Origin of the sequence: Cohnella sp. 56 (assembly GCF_037963805.1) — a bacterium.
Taxonomy (GTDB): Bacteria; Bacillota; Bacilli; order Paenibacillales; family Paenibacillaceae; genus Cohnella.
Genome location: NZ_JAZDQE010000003.1, coordinates 394,571 through 411,710 on the forward strand (window position 1 = coordinate 394,571; position 17,140 = coordinate 411,710).

Here is a 17,140-nt window from a genome sequence, read left to right on the forward strand (position 1 = left end):
ATACGCAAAAGGAGCGTTCGCGTCGGATGGATTCGATCTATTATTCGATGGGCTGGGACAGCATGTTTTCGATCTTTATTACGCTCGGATTCATCGCCGTAGCCTGGGTTGTACTGCAAGAAGTGAAGTGGGAGCAGTTTTTCCGCAATCCCAGAAGTCCACGGGCGCGTCTGGCGCAGCTGATCGCGGCCATCATCATCGGCCGGCTGCTCGCAGGATTCGTCCTCGACTACTGGAACTGGGCTTCGTCGCTTCGCCATCTGTTCGATTCCGCGTAGCGGTTGCTTATTCCGCATAACGTCGAATCAAAATGACCACAATGGGTAATAAAGCAGAAGCGCGTCGCCGGAAGGCGAAGCGTGACGAACGAAAGCCATCAATTTGTAAAAAGATGCCGCTTGTTCCGAGCCGACGGACGGTGGTATGATGGAATTTGGGTTTTCCGAGCCGGTATCGGTGTAAGTTACGGTTATCGGAAATGATTCTACACCCGCGGAGGGAACCACCCATGAGCAAAATCATCGTCCGCGGCGGCCGTCCCCTGAATGGGACTGTCCGCGTGCACGGCGCCAAAAATTCCGTCCTGCCGATCCTCGCCGCCGCCCTGTTGGCGGAAGAAGGCTCATGCGTCATCGATGACGTACCTGCCTTGGACGATGTGTATAACATTCTTGAAGTGCTCTCGGCGCTCGGCGTTCAGGCGCTCCGGCACGATTCCCGCGTGACGCTCCGCGCGCATCGGCTGATCTCCCATGAAGCGCCGTATGAGCTGGTCCGCAAGATGAGGGCGTCGTTCCTCGTCATGGGACCGCTGCTCGCCCGCGAGGGCAAGGTCAAGATCTCGCTGCCGGGCGGCTGCGCGATCGGCACGCGTCCGATCGACCAGCACCTCAAGGGCTTCGAGGCGATGGGCGCAGAGATCGGCTTCGGGCAAGGCTCGGTCGAGGCGAAGGTCGACGGCCGTCTGCGCGGCGCCCGCATCTATCTGGATGTGGCGAGCGTAGGCGCTACGGAGAATATCATGATGGCTGCGGCTACGGCCAACGGCGTCACGACGATCGAGAACGCGGCGAAGGAGCCTGAGATCGTCGATCTCGCCAACTTTCTGAATGCAATGGGAGCCAGAGTCCGCGGAGCGGGCACCGGCGTCATTCGCATCGAGGGCGTGGAGCGGCTCAGAGGCGTCCGGCATACGGTCATACCGGATCGGGTCGAGGCCGGCACGTATATGATCGCAGCCGCCATATCCGGCGGTGACGTGTACGTCGAGGGTGCGATCCGCGATCATCTCGGCCCTGTCGTCGCCAAGCTCGAGGAGATGGGCGTCGGCGTCGATTGTGACGATGCCGGCATTCGCGTCACTGCGACCCGCCCGCTCAAGGCGGTCGACGTCAAGACGCTGCCGTACCCGGGCTTCCCGACCGACATGCAGGCGCAGTTCATGGCGCTGCTGCTGGCGAGCGGAGGCACGAGCATCGTGACGGAGACCGTGTTCGAGAACCGCTTCATGCATGTCGAGGAGATGGCGAAGATGGGGGCCGACATCAAGATCGAAGGCCGCACCGCTGTCATCTCCGGCGGCAAAAAGCTGTCGGGCGCCCCGGTCTGCGCGACCGATCTGCGGGCTGGAGCGGCGCTGATCTGCGCCGGACTCATCGCGGACGGCGTCACAGAGGTGACCGGTACGCACCATATCGATCGGGGCTACATGGACATCGTCGGCAAGCTGGCCGCGCTCGGCGCGGACATCGTCCGTCTGCCCGAAGGCAGCGCGCAGGCGAGCGTCCCGGCAGCGCAGACCGTTCCGGCCGAGCCGCTCCCGGTTCGCCGCTCCATACAGGCCGCCGCCGAAGAGCGCGTCGCCTCCGAGAGTGTAGGCATGCTGCGCGTCCAGCCGACTCTGGCCTGATCTCCGCAATAGCACTTATAGAGGTACCTGAGCCTCCGCGCCTTAAACCGAGTTCAACATTCGGCTTAAGGCGCGGGGGCTTTTTTATCCCGACCCTGCCGCATGCGCTATAGTTGCTAATACGCTCTAATATCACCCGGATGGGGAGATATCGGCAGCAGCCTCTGGCGGACGGTCGCGGCGCCGACTCTCACAAACCATCGTTCTATCGATGTCCGCGCGCTCATAGATTAGTAGCGAGCGAGTGAGACAACGAGAGGAGAAGGGGATGGCATGACGAGAGGAATAAAGCATGTTGACTGGAAAAAGACAGATCGCCTGATAGGGGAGACAAAGCGGGCGAACGGAAGGATCGACGATCGTGTCACGGCATGGGAGGGGCTGGACAGCGGCGGGCCCCGCGTCCGGCTGGGGCGAATCGGCCGCGGCGGCTTCCGCCGCCGGAGGCTCAGCGCGACGCTGCTTGCGGTCGCATTCGGCTGCGGTGTGCTGCTGGCCAGCTGGAGATGGGCGGATCGGCACGCGGAGCGTCCGGATCCGGCCGCCGCCATGCTGGGAGCTGCGATCGCCGGGGGGAGTGGCTTGCCGGCGGCCATGGATTCCGCCGGACGGGCCGACCGGCAGGCGAAGGATGCCCGAGACGGCGAAGCTGCGGCGCCTGACCGTCCGGGCATGTCTGCTGCGGACGAGCGCACGGCCGCGGCGGACAAGCTGGCGGACGGTGAGGCGGACAGCCGGTCGGGCGGCACCGTGCTGTCCGCCGAAGGGGCGGCGCGCGGGCTTCAGGCGGACCGCGCGGACAGCCCGCTGACCGTCCGGGTATACCTGGCGCAGGATCGGCGGATCGAGCGCGTCAGGCTGGAGGACTATGTGAAGGGGGTCGTGGCGGCGGAGATGCCGACCGACTTCAAGCCGGCCGCACTGGAAGCCCAGGCGATCGCCGCCCGAACATACTTGATTCGCCGCTTGTGGTATGAAGATCGCACGGGCATGCCCGTACGCGGCGCAGACGTCACGGATACAGTGACGCATCAGGTGTACCGTTCGCGGGAGCAGATGGACGAGCTCAAGGATAATCAACCGAAGGCGTGGGCGGCGGTGGACGAAGCCGTCCGCCGGACGCGCGGCATCGTGATGGTATACGGCGGCGTGCCGATCGAATCTCTCTATTTTGCCAGCAGCAACGGGTATACCGAGAACGCCAGGGACGTGTTCGACGCGGACCTGCCCTATCTCGTATCGGTAGCAAGCCCCTGGGACAAGGAGGCTTCGCCCCGCGCGAAGGAGACGGTAGAGATGAAGCTGAGCGAATTTTATCGCAAGCTGGGCGTCCGCACGCTCGCCGCGCTGACGGGCGTAGGCAAGCAGCCTGCGGCGGTAATCGCCTCCTGGACCGACGGACGCCGCGTCCGCTCGGCCACCGTAGGCGGCAAGCAGCTGGCGGGCAGCGAGATTCGTAGCTTGCTGGGCTTGCGCTCCGCCGCCTTCGATTGGAAGATCGAGAAGGGGAAGGTCGTCATCACGACGTACGGCAGCGGGCACGGCGTAGGCATGAGCCAGTGGGGGGCGGAGGGGATGGCCAAGACCGGCGCGACGGCTGCGGACATTTTGCTGCATTACTACTCCGGCATTCAATTGAAGCCCCTGACGGCCATGCAGGCCGACCGCTCGGAGACTGCGAAGCTATAAATCCCGCAATCTTGCATATGACCATGTTTAAAAATCTATCACCTGGCAACACTCTGTTACTGAGGTGATAAAAAATGAATGATTCAAACAAACCAACAGGCAAGATCGAACCAAGCAGTACGAGAAGTGTCGTCAGCTCGTCGGCCAAGTCCTCGGCATGGAGAAGGTTTTTTGCCAAGCGGTGGGTATTCCCCGCCATGTACATGGCCGCAGCGGCAATCATCGTAACGATCCTCTGGCTGAACGCCAGCTCGGGAACGAGCGGCAAGCCAAAGGACGAGGCGGCCACTGCGGGCATCACGCAAGAGACGGATACGGACGGTCAGACCGCCGCCGACCCGGAAGCGCTGCCGGTCGCCGCCAGCGGCGAGAAGCTGGCCTGGCCGGTGACGAACCGCGACGCGATGACGGTGTCGCTGCCGTACTACAACCAGAACGGCACCGAAGATGAGCAAGCCGCCGCGATGGTGCAGCAGGGCAACACGTTTACGCCGCATACCGCGATCGATCTCGCCAGCAAGGACGGCAAGGCTTTTGACGTCAAAGCTGCGATGGGCGGCGAAGTGACGGTTGCGGAGCAGACGCCGCTGAACGGCTACGAGGTGCAGGTCAAGCATCCGAACGGACTGGTCACCGTCTACCAGAGTCTGTCCGAGATGAAGGTCAAGACGGGCGATGCCGTCAAGCAGGGCGACGTGCTCGGCACGGCGGGCGTCAGCGAGCTGGAGAAGAACGAAGGCGTGCACGTACACTTCGAGGTCAAGAGCAACGGCCAGACTGTCGATCCGTCGTCCCTGATCGAAGACCAACAGTAATCTAGTTCCTAAGATGGAGTTGTCCGAGCGCTACTCGTAGCGCAAGGGCAACTCTGTTTATTTTTAACAATAAATAGCTTACTAATCCATAGGACTTATGATACGATAGTACCCATAATGATACTAGAGCGTGGTAGAGATTGAGAGAGGAACGTGACAGATGAGGCTCGTGTCTGTGGGAGAACTTCACCCCGGGGATGTGTTGGACAGGCCTATATACGGTAAAAACGGCCTTGTGATGCTGGAGGCGGGTACGGAGCTGACGGCGCAATACATAGACAGACTGCAGCTGCTGGGATTCCAGGCGGTTGCGCTGGGCAAGCGGGGAGCGGCGGCCGAGGCGCTGCTGGCCTCCCGGATGCGGGTCCGCCCCGACGAGCAGGTGCGGGCTCAAGCCGAGATCGATCTGCTGCGGAGCGATCCGGCACAGCTGCAGGAGACGCATCACAGTCTGATTCGGTTCATCGAGTCGGACGAGAGCTATGGCAAGCTCGCGCTCTCCTCGGCCGAGCTCGCATCCTTCAGACGGGGCTATCGGGACAGGCTGCTGAGCGCGGTCGGCGAGCGCGCGGTGGCGGAGGAGCTCAGCGTGCTGCGTCAGACCGACCAGACGCTGTTCGACCATGCGCTGCAGGTGTCGCTGATGTCCGGTCTGATCGGCGCGGAGAGCGGCCTGGATTCGAACGAGCAGTACGAGCTGGCGGTCGGCTCGCTGCTGTTCGACGTCGGCATGTCGCGCATCTCGCCTGAGCTGCTGCAGGCCAGGCGGAGGCTGACCGATGCCGAGATGGAGGCGGTCAAGCAGCATACGACGCTGGGCTATCGGGTGCTGGGCGGCATGCGGGAGATTCCCGATTCGGCGGCCAAGTGCGCGCTGCTGCATCACGAGCGCTACCGGGGGGCGGGCTATCCGTATGGGCTCAGACAGGACAAGATCCCGGACATGGCGCAGATCGTGGGCATCGCCGACGTGTTCGACGCCCTCCTCTCCCCGCGTCACTATCGCGACCCCTATCCCCCGTACGAGGCGATGGAGTATATGTTTGCAGCCGGCAATTACGAATTCGGGATCGGCGTCGTCCGTTCCTTTCTCAAAAGTATCTCGTTGTTCCCCACGGGGCTGGCCGTGATACTGAACAGCGGGCAGACTGCGATCGTCCAGGATACCGAGGGAAGACCTGCGCACAAGCCGGTCGTACTCATCGTGCGGGAAGCCAATGGCCGCGTCCCGTCTCCGTACGCGATCGATCTGAACGAGAATCCGCGCGTTTATGTGTCGCGGGCATTGCCGCTCAAGGGCTGAGCGGTTTGCAGGATATCGTGCATAATGAGCGGGGCGGGCCTTTTGGCTCGTCTTTTTTTGCGTGAATTAGGACGCTGGATAAGGCCGTTGGGCCCACAAGTCGCGCGATCTGCGGACTTTATAGGCTTGTCAGGCTTGGTTACAAAGAATAAGTGAACGTCCCCCTCATATACTGTACCAATCAATCAGAGCAGGGAGGCGGGAGCGTGCACGATTACATCAAAGAACGGACCATCAAGATCGGCCGAAGCATCGTGGAGACGCGCAATACGGTTCGGACGATCGCCAAGGAATTTGGCGTCTCCAAGAGCACGGTGCACAAGGATCTGACCGAGCGTCTGCCGGAGATCAATCCGGATCTGGCCGATCAGGTCAAGCATATCCTGGAGTACCACAAGTCGATCCGACACCTTAGAGGCGGCGAAGCCACCAAGATCAAATACAAGAAGACGACGATCAAAAAGCGGGAGGTATTCGCGATAGCCAAGGCATGAGCGTCGTTCGACATCGGCAGCGGTCCAGTCTGTATTAATTCGTAGAATCATGAGAGAAGTTAGAGGATTTTAAAAAAAAATGGCGAATACTAAAAGGAATATCTATCTGCTGGAGGCTTGCTTTTCATATGTTTAGCAAAGACATCGGAATTGACTTGGGCACGGCGAACGTCTCTATCCATATCAAAGGCAAGGGCGTCGTGCTCGATGAACCTTCCGTTGTCGCGATTGAGAACGACACCCGCAGGGTGCTGGCTGTCGGGGAAGATGCGCGCCGCATGGTCGGACGCACCCCCGGCAATATCGTAGCGATCCGCCCGCTGAAGGACGGTGTCATCGCCGACTTCGAAGTAACGGACATGATGCTGAAGGCGTTCATTCAGCGGGTCGGGGGCCGCAATTGGTACGGCCGTCCGCGCATTCTGATCTGCGCGCCTACCAACATCACCTCGGTCGAGCAAAAGGCGATCCGGGAAGCGGCGGAGCGCAGCGGGGCGAAGGAAGTATTCCTCGAAGAAGAGCCCAAGGCCGCCGCGATCGGCGCCGGCATGGACATCTTCCAGCCCAGCGGCAATATGGTCGTCGATATCGGCGGCGGGACGACGGACGTGGCCGTGCTGTCAATGGGCGACATCGTGACGGCCTCCTCGCTCAAGGTCGCGGGGGACAAGTTCGATAGCGCCATCATGAGATATATCAAAAATAAATACAAGCTGCTGATCGGCGAGCGGACGAGCGAGGACATCAAGATCAAGATCGGCACCGTATACACGGGCGGACGCCAGGAGGAGATGGACATCCGCGGACGGGATATGGTATCCGGCCTGCCGCTCACGGTGACGATTCACGCAGACGAGGTGCGCGAGGCGCTGTGGGAGCCCGTGTCGTCGATCGTCGTCGCGGCCAAGGCCGTGCTGGAGCGTACGCCGCCTGAGCTGTCCGCGGACATCATCGATCGCGGCGTCATCCTGACGGGCGGAGGCGCGCTGCTGGACGGACTCGACGCGCTGCTGGCGGACGAGCTCAAGGTACCCGTGCTTATCGCCGAAGACCCGATGCACTGCGTCGTCAAGGGGACGGGCATCATGCTCGATCAACTGGACAAGATGGCGCGGCGCCGCAAGTGACTTCTGACAACGGGAGGACGCACACAGCATGATTAGAGGCCTATACACTGCGGCTGCCGGGATGATCGCCGAGCAGCGGAGACACGATACGGTGACGAACAACGTTGCCAACTTGAACACGCCCGGATACAAGGGCGTTAATTCCGTGAACCGCGCATTCCCCGAGATGCTGATCTCGCTCATGGGGAGCCCGGACGATACGAAGGGAACGATCGGCAAGCTCAACACCGGCGTGTTCGCCGAGGAGAGCTTGATCAACCTGGGCCAAGGCGATCTCAACGAGACGGGACGGAGCCAGGATCTCGCGCTCGTATCGGACATTCTCGTGAACGGACAAGCCTTCGACGGCTCGGGCAAGTACGTGGACGCCAACGGCAATGTCAGCTATCAGCCGCAGGCGCTGTTCACCGTCCAGAATGCGAACGGCGAGCGCCGATACACGCGCGACGGCGGCTTCCGCGCGACGGCGGACGGCATGGTCGTTACCTCGGACGGCATGCGTGTGCTCGGCACGAACGGACAGCCCATCCGGGTGGAGGGCTCCTGGGATCATGTTCAGGTGACCGCCGACGGCCGCTTGATCAACAAGGAGACGCAGCAGCCGCTGGCCGGCAACCCTGCCTTCCTGCTCACCGAGGTGAGCGATCCGAACCAGCTCGTGCGGGAGGGCGACGGCAAATACCGCTACGCGGGCGATGCGAACGGGCTGCGCCAGGTGCAGCCCGGCGAGCGCGTCGAGATCAAGCAGGGCTACCTGGAGCGCTCCAACGTGGACGCTTCGCAATCGATGGTCGACATGATGAGCGCGCTGCGTGCCTACGAGGCGAACCAGAAGATGGTCCAATACTACGACCGCAGCCTGGACCGGGCCGTCAACGATGTCGGCCGCATCTAATTATAATAGAAGCGAGGGGATTAGAGCATGAACAACTCCATCGTCAGCGCAGCCGCATCCCTGGGCGCGCTCCAGCAGAAGCTGGACGTGCTGGCCGACAATATCGCGAACGTGAACACGAAGGGCTACAAGCGCAAGAGCACGGTATTCGAGGATATCCTGACGAATCTGCAGCCGCATGACAAGACCTTCGAACTGCCGGGCCGTCGTACGCCGCTCGGCTTCACGCAGGGCTGGGGCGCCCGCGTCGTCGGGCAGCAGATCGATATGACCCAGGGCGCCATGCAGCAGACGGACAGCGACACGGATCTCGCGATCGCGGGCAACGCGCTGTTCGAGGTGCGCTCGGGCGGCACGCTGGACAGCCCCCGCGCCTTTACGCGCCAGGGCGCATTCCAGCTGTCCCCGACAGGGGACGGCGATCGCATGCTGACGACGGCTGAGGGCTACCCGGTCGTCGCATCGTCGGGCGGTGCGGATACGTTTGTCCGCGTACCCGGCAATTATGAGTTGGTCGTCGGCGCCGACGGGAGCCTCACGGCCCGTTCGCCCGATGGCAACGAATCGGTGGCGCTCGGCACGCTGCGTCTCGTGCAGGTGAACAAGCCCGAGCTGCTGCAGGCCGTCGCCGACAATCTGTACGGCGTGCCCTCGGACGTGAACGTCCAGGACGTCGTGGCGAACGTCGCCGCCAGTCCGGACCAGCCGGGCGGCGTGGCGATCCGCCAGGGCTTCCTGGAGGAGTCGAACGTCAGCCTCGGCGACGAGATGGCCGACCTGGTCAATGTGCAGCGGGCCTACCAACTGAGCGCGCGGGCGCTGAGCTCCGGCGACCAGATGTCGCAGATGGCGGCGAACCTGCGCGCTTGATTGTGGCTGAGCTGACGGCGGTTCGGGCGGGATAGCGGCAAATAGTTCCGTTATGTGGCTGAGCTGACGGCGGTGCGGACGGGATAGCGGCAAAAAGTTCCGTTATGTGGCTGAGGTGGCGGCAGTTTGGGCGGGATAGCGGCAAAAAGTTCCGTTATGTGGCTGAGCTGACGGCGGTTTGGACGGGATAGCGGAAAAAAGTTCCGTTATGTGGCTGAGCTGACGGCGGTTTGGGCGGGATAGCGGCAAAAAGTTCCGTTATGTGGCTGAGGTGGCGGCGGTTTGGGCGGGATAGCGGCAAAAAGTTCCGTTATGTGGCTGAGCTGACGGCGGTTCGGGCGGGATAGCGGAAAAAAGTTCCGTTATGTAGCTGAGCTGACGGCGGTGCGGGCGGGATAGCGGCAAAAAGTTCCGTTATGTAGCTGAGGTGGCGGCGGTGCGGACGGGATAGCGGCAAAAAGTTCCGTTATGTGGCTGAGCTGACGGCGGTTCGGACGAGGTAGCGGCAAAAGGTTCCGTTACGTCGTCTGAGAGCGCCGTCATGCGGCGAACCTGCGCGCTTGATGGCGGTGTTCGCTTGCGCAATTCCGGCACAAGGCTTAGAATAAGTTGACTCGAATGCACGCTTTTATTCGGGCTTCTTTTTTTGAAGGAGGATCTACCGTGTCAGCGACGAAGCGTCCGACGGACAAGAAGCAGCGATCCGCGGGACGGCTCTTGATGCTGATCTTATGGACGAGCATCAAGATTCTGTTTATTCCGGTGCTGTGCATTGCGGCGCTCATCGCAGGCCTTGGGATCGGATATACGGTGCTGGGCAAGCAGGAATGGTCGGATGTGTTCGACTGGAACACCTGGAAGCACATGTACGATCTCATTTTCGAGGGCAGCCGCTAGTCGCCATTCGAGGATGGATAGACACCCAAGAGATACAACAGAGAGTGGATAGACGGCAATGAGGCTCCCCGGTTACATGGCATAGGGGAGTTTTTTTATGTTTTCTTTTGATACATATGGTATCATTGGCCTATGGTACCCATGCGGTATTTTACCCGAAGCGGGACTGGCGGTATAATAAAGGCTGAATCAAGGCAGCTCGTACGCACGTGTTGCCTATTGGCGGATGGGAGGCTCCGGCGGTGAATGTGCCGAATCTGTTGACGATATCCCGCTTTCTCCTCATCCCCGTCTTCTTGGCGCTGTATTTGGATGGACATCCCGTCTGGGCGCTGCTCGTGGTGTTCGCGGCGGGGATCACGGATATGCTGGACGGTTACATTGCAAGGCGGAGCGGGCTCGTGACGCAGATCGGCATCATGCTCGACCCGCTGGCGGACAAGCTCATGATGCTGGCTGTTGTGGGCGCGCTGGTGGCGGACGGGCGGATACCATGGGCGGCTGCAGGCGTGATGGCGTTCAGGGAGATCGGGATGATTGCGACGGGGGCGTTTTTTCACTTCAGAGGCAAGCTGACGGTGCCTGCGAACTCCTACGGCAAGCTCACCACGGTCATCTATTATCTGGCGATCGTCCTGCTCATGCTGGATCAGCCGGGCGGCGTGTTTGTCCTGTGGGGCGCCGTGGCGCTGTCGTTCCTCACTTCCTTCGTTTACATCGCTTCCTTCAGGAGGCTGAACGGCGAGACGAAGGCATTGTGAGCGGCGCCGACGTTAACCCAAGACAAAAAGGACTTGCCGCAAGGCCGCGCATGGAGCGGTTGGCACGGGAGGCAAGTCCTCTTATGTTCAACCCTCGCGGCTGCAGCGCGTCGAAGGAGTTATACATAGTATGAACGTCAGGCCGCAAGCTTATTCCGGCCGCTTACAATTTGAAGGGAGAATACATACACGATGCTCGATATTAACCAGATTCAGGAGATCATTCCGCATAGGCAGCCATTTCTGCTGATCGACCGCATTCTCGAGCTGGAGCCGGGCAAGCGGGCGGTCGGCCTCAAAAACGTGACGATGAACGAGCCTTATTTTGCAGGCCACTTCCCGGGCTTCCCGGTTATGCCTGGCGTGCTCATCTTGGAGGCGCTCGCACAGGTCGGGGCGACGGCGATTCTGGGGCTTGAGGAGAACAAGGGCAAGATCGGCCTGTTCGCGGGCGTGGACGAGTTCCGCTGGCGCGGTCAGGTGACGCCGGGCGACACGCTCACCCTGGAGGTGGAGATTATCCGTCTGAAGGGACCTGTGGGCAAAGGACAAGCCTCCGCGAAGGTGGACGGCAAAGTTGTGGCTGAAGGCGTGCTCATGTTCGCGCTGACGGATCCGTCGAAGGAGAGATGAAGTGAAGATCGGCCTTGGGCGCGCCGCCGTCTCCGGTGTGACGAGGAGCGCGGCGCCTGGGTATAGATAAAGAGACCACAGACGGAAGGATGAGAACTTGATGATCCATGCTGCAAAAGACGTTTATGAATCCTGGCTTAAACATGAGAAGGTAGACGAGGCGACCAAGGAAGAGCTCCGCGCAATCGCGGACAAGCCCGCCGAGATCGAGGACCGCTTTTACCGCGAGCTTGAATTCGGCACCGGCGGCCTGCGCGGCGTGATGGGGGCGGGTACGAACCGGATGAACCGGTATATGATCGGCCGGGCGACCCAGGGCTTCGCGAACTACCTGCTGCGCAGCTTCGAATCGCCATCGGTCGTCATCGCCCACGATTCCCGCAATAATTCCGATATTTTCTCGCTGGAGACGGCGCGGGTGCTGGCCGCCAACGGCATCAAAGCATACTTGTTCCGTTCGCTGCGCCCGACTCCGCAGCTGTCCTTCGCCGTACGCGACTTGAAGGCCGCAGGCGGCGTCGTCGTGACGGCCAGCCACAATCCGCCCGAGTACAACGGCTACAAGGTATACGGCGCGGACGGCTGCCAGCTGGTGCCGCATCAGGCGGAGCAGGTGATCGCGGAGATTCGCGAGGTCGATGCGTTCGAGGACGTCAAGCGAATCAGCCAGGCCGAGGCAGAGGCGCAGGGCATGATCGTCTGGCTCGGTGAAGATGAGGACAATCGCTTCGTACATACGGTAGCCGCACAGTCCGTGCATCCCGAGGTGCTCAAGAGCGGCGCGGGCTCTGCGCTCTCCGTCGTCTTCACGCCGCTGCACGGCGCGGGCAACATGCCGGTACGCTGGGTGCTGGCCGCCGCGGGCTTCGCCAATGTCCACGTCGTGCCCGAGCAAGAGCAGCCCAACGGCATGTTCTCGACCGTGAAGTCTCCGAACCCCGAGGAGCATGAAGCGTTCACGCTCGCGATCAAGCTCGCCGACGAGGTCGGCGCCGACATCATTATCGGCACGGACCCCGACTGCGACCGGATGGGCGCTGTCGTCAAGAACGACAAGGGCGAGTATGTTGTGCTGTCCGGCAATCAATCCGGCGCACTGATGGTTCACTATCTGCTCTCCAGTCTGAAGGAGAGAGGGCGGCTGCCGGCGGACGGCGCCGTCATCAAGACGATCGTCACGAGCGAGATGGGCGCCGATATCGCCCGTTCCTACGGCTGCGAAGTCATCAACACGCTGACCGGCTTCAAGTATATCGGCGAGAAGATGACCGAGTTCGAATCGACGGGCGCGCACACATTCCTGTTCGGCTACGAGGAGAGCTACGGCTATCTGGCCGGTACCTACGCGCGGGACAAGGACGCCGTCGTTGCCTCGCTGCTCATCTGCGAAGCGGCCGCCTACTACAAGACGCAGGGCAAGACGCTGTACGACGTGCTGCTGGAGCTGTATGCCCAGTACGGCACGTACCTGGAGAAGCTCGAGTCCCGCACGCTCAAGGGCAAGGACGGCGTCGCGCAGATCGCCGCGATCATGGCGGACTGGCGCACGAATCCGCCTGCCGAGGCGGGCGGCATCAAGGTGGAGCAAGTGCTCGACTATGAGCTTGGCCTGGACGGTCTGCCCAAGGAGAACGTATTGAAGTTCCTGCGCGCAGACGGCTCCTGGTTCTGCCTCCGCCCGTCGGGCACGGAACCCAAGATCAAGGTATACTTCGCCGTACGCGGCGACGATCTGCCCGGTGCGAACGCCGTGCTGGACGCCCTCGTCGGCGCCGTGATGGCGCGTGTGGATTCGCTGAGTTGATTAATTGTTGATGTTCCGCCGGGATGACTCGGCGGGACAGGGCGCCCTGCGGCGCCCGTCCTGTTGCTGCCCGCAGCCGTCATGGAAGGCATGGCTGCGGGCAGTCTTGCGCCGGAGGGCGAATCGAGCCGGTGGACGGATACGCATGTCCGCGTGTTGTCGCATTCTGTCGCGTTATTGCGCGGGAAATGAGGACTTGTGCCGAAACCTCCGCATTCATTGACGGAATAACTGCAATACTACGCAATACTACCTTTAAATTATGGAAATCAACCGGTTCCGAGCGGGTGCTGCGAATGCGATTGCCGAACCGTTTACATTAAATGAAGCGATCGGGGCAAGAGGATGGGTCGAAGCGGGAGGAGGGCGCCAAGCGCGCCCCGCCGCCGCTCGATGAGGATAAAAGGGAGTGGAACAAGCGTGCCTGTATGGCTGGAACAAGGGAATCGGAGATTGGCGAAGTGGCTCTGGTGGGTCGTATTGATCGGCGTGCTGGGCGCGCTGCCTGTCGCTTATGCGCGTGTGCAGACGGAGAACTCGGCGGACAAAGTGGAAATCATCATGGATTACAAAGATCTTCTGCAGGTTGCATCCACGCAGTACGATTCAGAGAAGTTCGTGACGGAGCAGCTGGAAAAGCTGAAGGCGGCCGGCGTGAACGCGATGGCCTTATTCGAGAGCAATCTCGACGAGCTGAGTCTCACGGACGATGTCACCGTATATTCGGCGCCGCAGGCCGCGCAGCTCGAAGGGCGGCTCAGGGAGCCGGGCGACAGCCGGACTTATGTGCTGTTCAACAAAAAAGACAGCGCGCCGGTGCTCATGCCGATGGTACGGGAGACGTTCGAGCATAAGGGCGTCAGCGTCGCAACGTGGTCGTTTCAGGGCCGCGAAGGATTCGTGCTCGGCACGACGCCGGATGACGCCAGAGCGAGTCAGATGGAGCCGAATCCGCTCGCCATGCAGAGAATCCACGACGCGGGATTCATCGTCGTGCCGCGGATCTCGGATCGCATTGTTCCCTACGACGCCGCGCGCATCGCCGATTGGCTGGCCAAATTCAAGGCGGTCGGCGCGACGCGGATCATATTCGACGGCGACGCCGTCACCGGGTATACGGATCGGCTGACGGAGGGCAGCCTGGATGACTTTGCGAAGCAGCTCAAGGCGGGCGGCTTCGGCATCGCCGTCATCGAGAACCTGAAGGCGCCGCAGAAGGGAATGGGCGGGCTCGCCCAGAAGCTGAACTATGACGCCGTGCGCCTGCATTCAGTATCGGAGAGCGAGATGATCACCATCAGCCCGACGACGCTGAAGGACCGGCTCGTCCTCGCGGTCAAGGACCGCAATATCCGCATGATCTATCTGAATGCGACGCCTGCGCGCAACGACAAGCAGCAGATCGTGCATCCGTTCGACAAGACGATCGTCCCTGCGTTGTCCGGCAGTGACGGTGCGATCGAAGGGATGCGCCAGTTCGGCTTCACAACCGGCGAAGCGCATGCCTTCAAGGTGCATCATGCGCCGGCGGAGCAGCTGTGGCGCGGACTTGCCGTCGCGGGCGCCGTCGCGATCGTGGCGCTCATGATCGGTCTGTTCCTGCCGCCGCTGCTGCTGCCGGTCACGGTGCTCGGAGCGCTCGGCGGCGCGGCCGTGCTCGTCACCGATTCGTCGCTGCTCACGCAGGCGCTCGCGCTGTTCGCGGCGATCGCCGCTCCGACGGTGTCGGTCGTCACCTTGGTCCGCCTGCTCCGCGCGAGACGGAGCAGACCGGAGAACTTCCGCCTGTCGGCCGGCCGGCGCCTGGGCTCCGCCCTGATGCTGTACATTCGGACGGCGATCCTGTCCGTCATCGCGATCCCGCTGGTTGTGGCGCTGCTGAACCATATCACCTACGAGCTCGTGCTGCAGCAATTCCGCGGTGTCAGCCTGCTTCATCTCGCGCCGATCGCGCTCGTCGCGCTGTATGTATTCCTTTACGGGTCATCGAACGGCTTCTGGAGCAATATCCGGCGGATGCTGGAGCTGCCGATCAAGGTGTACTGGGTCGTCGCAGGCGTGCTCGTGCTCGCCGCAGGCTACTATTATCTGACTCGAACGGGCAACGGCGGCTCGGCATCGGCGCTTGAGATGAAGATTCGGCCGTTCCTGGAGTCGACCTTCCATGTGCGCCCGAGGTTCAAGGAGTTCGCATTCGGGCATCCGATCATGCTGCTCGGTCTGTTCCTGTCGCTGCGCTATCCGAAGTGGCCGCTCGTGCTCATCGTCGCCGCCACGATCGGACAGCTGTCGATGGTCGATACGTTCGCGCATATCCACACGCCGGCCGTGCTGTCGGCGACACGGGATCTGCTGGGCCTGGCCATCGGCTTCCTGATCGGTCTCGTGCTCATCGCCGTCTGGCAGGTGCTGGAGCGGATCTGGATGGAATGGAGACGGCGGATGGCCGTCAGATAAGCGCCGGCAGGCTTGCGGACGACGCCGGCATCCATGCGCTGTGTGAAAAGGATATCGGCAATCGTCCGACAGGGTAATAATGAGCGAGCGAATTCGGTGCGCAAGCGGAGCGGCGGGAAGGTTCGCGGAGCGCGGACGGGAGCGCTGGATGGCGGAGACGCCTTCCGGACAAGGCAGGCGCAGCCTCCGGCGTCCCAGGGTTGATGATCCGGTCGTCCGCGGCGAGCTCGCCACGGCATACAGGCTTAGGCAGCCCGGATTCGCGCGTTCATCTTAATTTAAGGCAAACTTAGGCGGTGCATGGCATAATGGGGATGGCAAAAACGGACCGCAAGCTGAGGCTGGTGCTGTCCGGCTACTACGGATTCCGCAATAGCGGCGACGAGGCGGTGCTGCAGAGCATTCTGAACGCGCTCGATCAGGCCGGCGAGGAGCAGGGCGTATATGTCGAGCCGATCGTGCTGTCCGGAGATCCGGCCTGGACCGCCCGGCAGTATGGCGTCTGGTCGGTGCCGCGCATGAAGCTGCGCGAGGTGCGCGAGGCGATCGCCGCCAGCGACGGCGTCATCAGCGGCGGCGGCAGCCTGCTCCAGGATGCGACCGGCCTCGGGTCGATTCCGTATTACTTGGGCATCCTGGAGATGGCGCGCTGGGCGCGCAAGCCGACGTATATTTATGCGCAGGGCATCGGCCCGGTGAAGCGCCGCATGTTCGGACCGTTCATCGCGCGGGCGATGCGGCGGGCCGCCTATGTGTCCGTGCGGGACGCCGAATCGGCCGCGTTGCTGGCCGGGTTCGGCGTGCCGGAGGACCGGGTCGCGGTCGTGCCCGACCCGGTCATGGGGCTGCCGCTGCCGCCGGCCGCTGGCGGCAGCGCGGAGGCGGATGCGCCGCGCGACGCCGAGGCGGGCGCGGGGCGCGAGAGCGAGGACAGGCCGCCGCTGGTCGGCGTGTCCGTGCGGTTCTGGCGCGGCGACCGGGCGGACCTCGACCGGACGGCCGCCGCGCTGGCGGCACTTGCGCAGCAGCGCGACGTGCGGCTGCGGTTCCTGCCCTTTCACGCGGGCGGGGACGAGGACGCCTCGCGCTACGTGATCGAGCGGCTGGGCGCAGCCGCCCGCACGGCCGGGATCGCGCCCGCGCACGAGGCGCCGCAGGAGATGCTGCGCGAGGTCGACCGCTGCGATCTGCTGGTCGGCATGCGGCTTCATTCGCTGATCTACGCCGCGAATCGCGAGGTGCCGTTGCTCGGTCTGTCCTACGACCCCAAGATCGACCAGTTCCTGCAGCGGCTCGGGGATCGGGCGATCGGCACGACAGATGCGCTCGACGTGCAACTATTTGCGGCCAGGGCCGTCCAATTAATAGATGATCCGGGGCAATGGCGCATCGATCACTACAGCGCCATCCGCCGATTGAAGGCAGAAGCCGCGATACCCGCGCAGCGTATCGTCGAATCCTGCCTGACGCTCAGAGGGAGATGAAT

15 protein-coding genes are annotated in these 17,140 nt (G+C 62.2%); all 15 read left to right on the plus strand.

Translation table 11 applies throughout. The features are described 5' to 3' along the window. The first annotated feature begins 26 nt into the window (after positions 1-26). Positions 27-278 (plus strand): DUF1146 domain-containing protein, encoded by a 252-nt coding sequence (locus VQ071_RS07235; protein ID WP_340513229.1) that lies wholly within the window; start codon positions 27-29, stop codon positions 276-278. A gap of 230 nt (positions 279-508) precedes the next feature. Next, positions 509-1,909, plus strand: a complete 1,401-nt coding sequence (murA, locus tag VQ071_RS07240; RefSeq protein WP_340513230.1) for a UDP-N-acetylglucosamine 1-carboxyvinyltransferase — start codon at positions 509-511, stop codon at positions 1,907-1,909. A gap of 273 nt (positions 1,910-2,182) precedes the next feature. Beyond that, complete coding sequence (gene spoIID / locus VQ071_RS07245; protein ID WP_340513232.1) at positions 2,183-3,598, plus strand: stage II sporulation protein D; 1,416 nt, start codon at positions 2,183-2,185, stop codon at positions 3,596-3,598. A 74-nt stretch (positions 3,599-3,672) separates the two neighbouring features. Further along, positions 3,673-4,413, plus strand: coding sequence for a M23 family metallopeptidase (locus tag VQ071_RS07250; protein WP_340513233.1), 741 nt, complete (start codon positions 3,673-3,675; stop codon positions 4,411-4,413). Between the two features lie 160 nt (positions 4,414-4,573). Continuing rightward, the gene (locus VQ071_RS07255; protein ID WP_340513234.1) at positions 4,574-5,716 is read left to right on the plus strand and encodes an HD-GYP domain-containing protein; all 1,143 of its coding nucleotides are present in this window, start codon (positions 4,574-4,576) and stop codon (positions 5,714-5,716) included. Between the two features lie 206 nt (positions 5,717-5,922). Beyond that, the gene (spoIIID, locus tag VQ071_RS07260) at positions 5,923-6,210 is read left to right on the plus strand and encodes a sporulation transcriptional regulator SpoIIID (RefSeq protein ID WP_340513235.1); all 288 of its coding nucleotides are present in this window, start codon (positions 5,923-5,925) and stop codon (positions 6,208-6,210) included. A 128-nt stretch (positions 6,211-6,338) separates the two neighbouring features. Then, positions 6,339-7,337, plus strand: a complete 999-nt coding sequence (gene mreB, locus VQ071_RS07265) for a rod shape-determining protein MreB (RefSeq protein WP_340513236.1) — start codon at positions 6,339-6,341, stop codon at positions 7,335-7,337. Positions 7,338-7,365: 28 nt separating this feature from the next. Further along, on the plus strand, positions 7,366-8,232 hold the full coding sequence (locus tag VQ071_RS07270; RefSeq protein ID WP_340513237.1) for a flagellar hook-basal body protein: 867 nt from the start codon (positions 7,366-7,368) through the stop codon (positions 8,230-8,232). A 27-nt stretch (positions 8,233-8,259) separates the two neighbouring features. After that, positions 8,260-9,102: a flagellar hook-basal body protein gene (locus VQ071_RS07275; RefSeq protein WP_340513238.1), complete on the plus strand. Its 843-nt coding sequence runs from the start codon at positions 8,260-8,262 to the stop codon at positions 9,100-9,102. A gap of 663 nt (positions 9,103-9,765) precedes the next feature. Next, a complete protein-coding gene (locus VQ071_RS07280) occupies positions 9,766-9,999 on the plus strand; it encodes a DNA-directed RNA polymerase subunit beta (RefSeq protein ID WP_340513239.1) in 234 nt (77 codons plus the stop codon). A 242-nt stretch (positions 10,000-10,241) separates the two neighbouring features. Beyond that, positions 10,242-10,760 (plus strand): CDP-alcohol phosphatidyltransferase family protein, encoded by a 519-nt coding sequence (locus VQ071_RS07285; protein WP_340513240.1) that lies wholly within the window; start codon positions 10,242-10,244, stop codon positions 10,758-10,760. Positions 10,761-10,952: 192 nt separating this feature from the next. Next, positions 10,953-11,393: a 3-hydroxyacyl-ACP dehydratase FabZ gene (gene fabZ, locus VQ071_RS07290; RefSeq protein ID WP_340513241.1), complete on the plus strand. Its 441-nt coding sequence runs from the start codon at positions 10,953-10,955 to the stop codon at positions 11,391-11,393. A gap of 100 nt (positions 11,394-11,493) precedes the next feature. Continuing rightward, positions 11,494-13,197: a phospho-sugar mutase gene (locus VQ071_RS07295; RefSeq protein ID WP_340513242.1), complete on the plus strand. Its 1,704-nt coding sequence runs from the start codon at positions 11,494-11,496 to the stop codon at positions 13,195-13,197. A gap of 420 nt (positions 13,198-13,617) precedes the next feature. Beyond that, entirely contained in the window at positions 13,618-15,654 is a 2,037-nt protein-coding gene (locus VQ071_RS07300; protein WP_340513243.1) for a DUF5693 family protein, read from the plus strand. A 314-nt stretch (positions 15,655-15,968) separates the two neighbouring features. Continuing rightward, positions 15,969-17,138, plus strand: coding sequence for a polysaccharide pyruvyl transferase CsaB (csaB, locus tag VQ071_RS07305; RefSeq protein WP_445293272.1), 1,170 nt, complete (start codon positions 15,969-15,971; stop codon positions 17,136-17,138). Positions 17,139-17,140: the final 2 nt, after the last annotated feature.

Excerpts from the sequence above, each read along its gene's own strand:
- VQ071_RS07235 (WP_340513229.1), top strand. The coding sequence starts at position 27 with ATGGATTCGATCTATTATTCGATGGGCTGGGACAGCATGTTTTCGATC.
- murA (WP_340513230.1), top strand. The coding sequence starts at position 509 with ATGAGCAAAATCATCGTCCGCGGCGGCCGTCCCCTGAATGGGACTGTC.
- spoIID (WP_340513232.1), top strand. The coding sequence starts at position 2,183 with ATGACGAGAGGAATAAAGCATGTTGACTGGAAAAAGACAGATCGCCTG.
- VQ071_RS07250 (WP_340513233.1), top strand. The coding sequence starts at position 3,673 with ATGAATGATTCAAACAAACCAACAGGCAAGATCGAACCAAGCAGTACG.
- VQ071_RS07255 (WP_340513234.1), top strand. The coding sequence starts at position 4,574 with ATGAGGCTCGTGTCTGTGGGAGAACTTCACCCCGGGGATGTGTTGGAC.
- mreB (WP_340513236.1), top strand. The coding sequence starts at position 6,339 with ATGTTTAGCAAAGACATCGGAATTGACTTGGGCACGGCGAACGTCTCT.
- VQ071_RS07270 (WP_340513237.1), top strand. The coding sequence starts at position 7,366 with ATGATTAGAGGCCTATACACTGCGGCTGCCGGGATGATCGCCGAGCAG.
- VQ071_RS07275 (WP_340513238.1), top strand. The coding sequence starts at position 8,260 with ATGAACAACTCCATCGTCAGCGCAGCCGCATCCCTGGGCGCGCTCCAG.
- fabZ (WP_340513241.1), top strand. The coding sequence starts at position 10,953 with ATGCTCGATATTAACCAGATTCAGGAGATCATTCCGCATAGGCAGCCA.
- VQ071_RS07295 (WP_340513242.1), top strand. The coding sequence starts at position 11,494 with ATGATCCATGCTGCAAAAGACGTTTATGAATCCTGGCTTAAACATGAG.
- csaB (WP_445293272.1), top strand. The coding sequence starts at position 15,969 with ATGGCAAAAACGGACCGCAAGCTGAGGCTGGTGCTGTCCGGCTACTAC.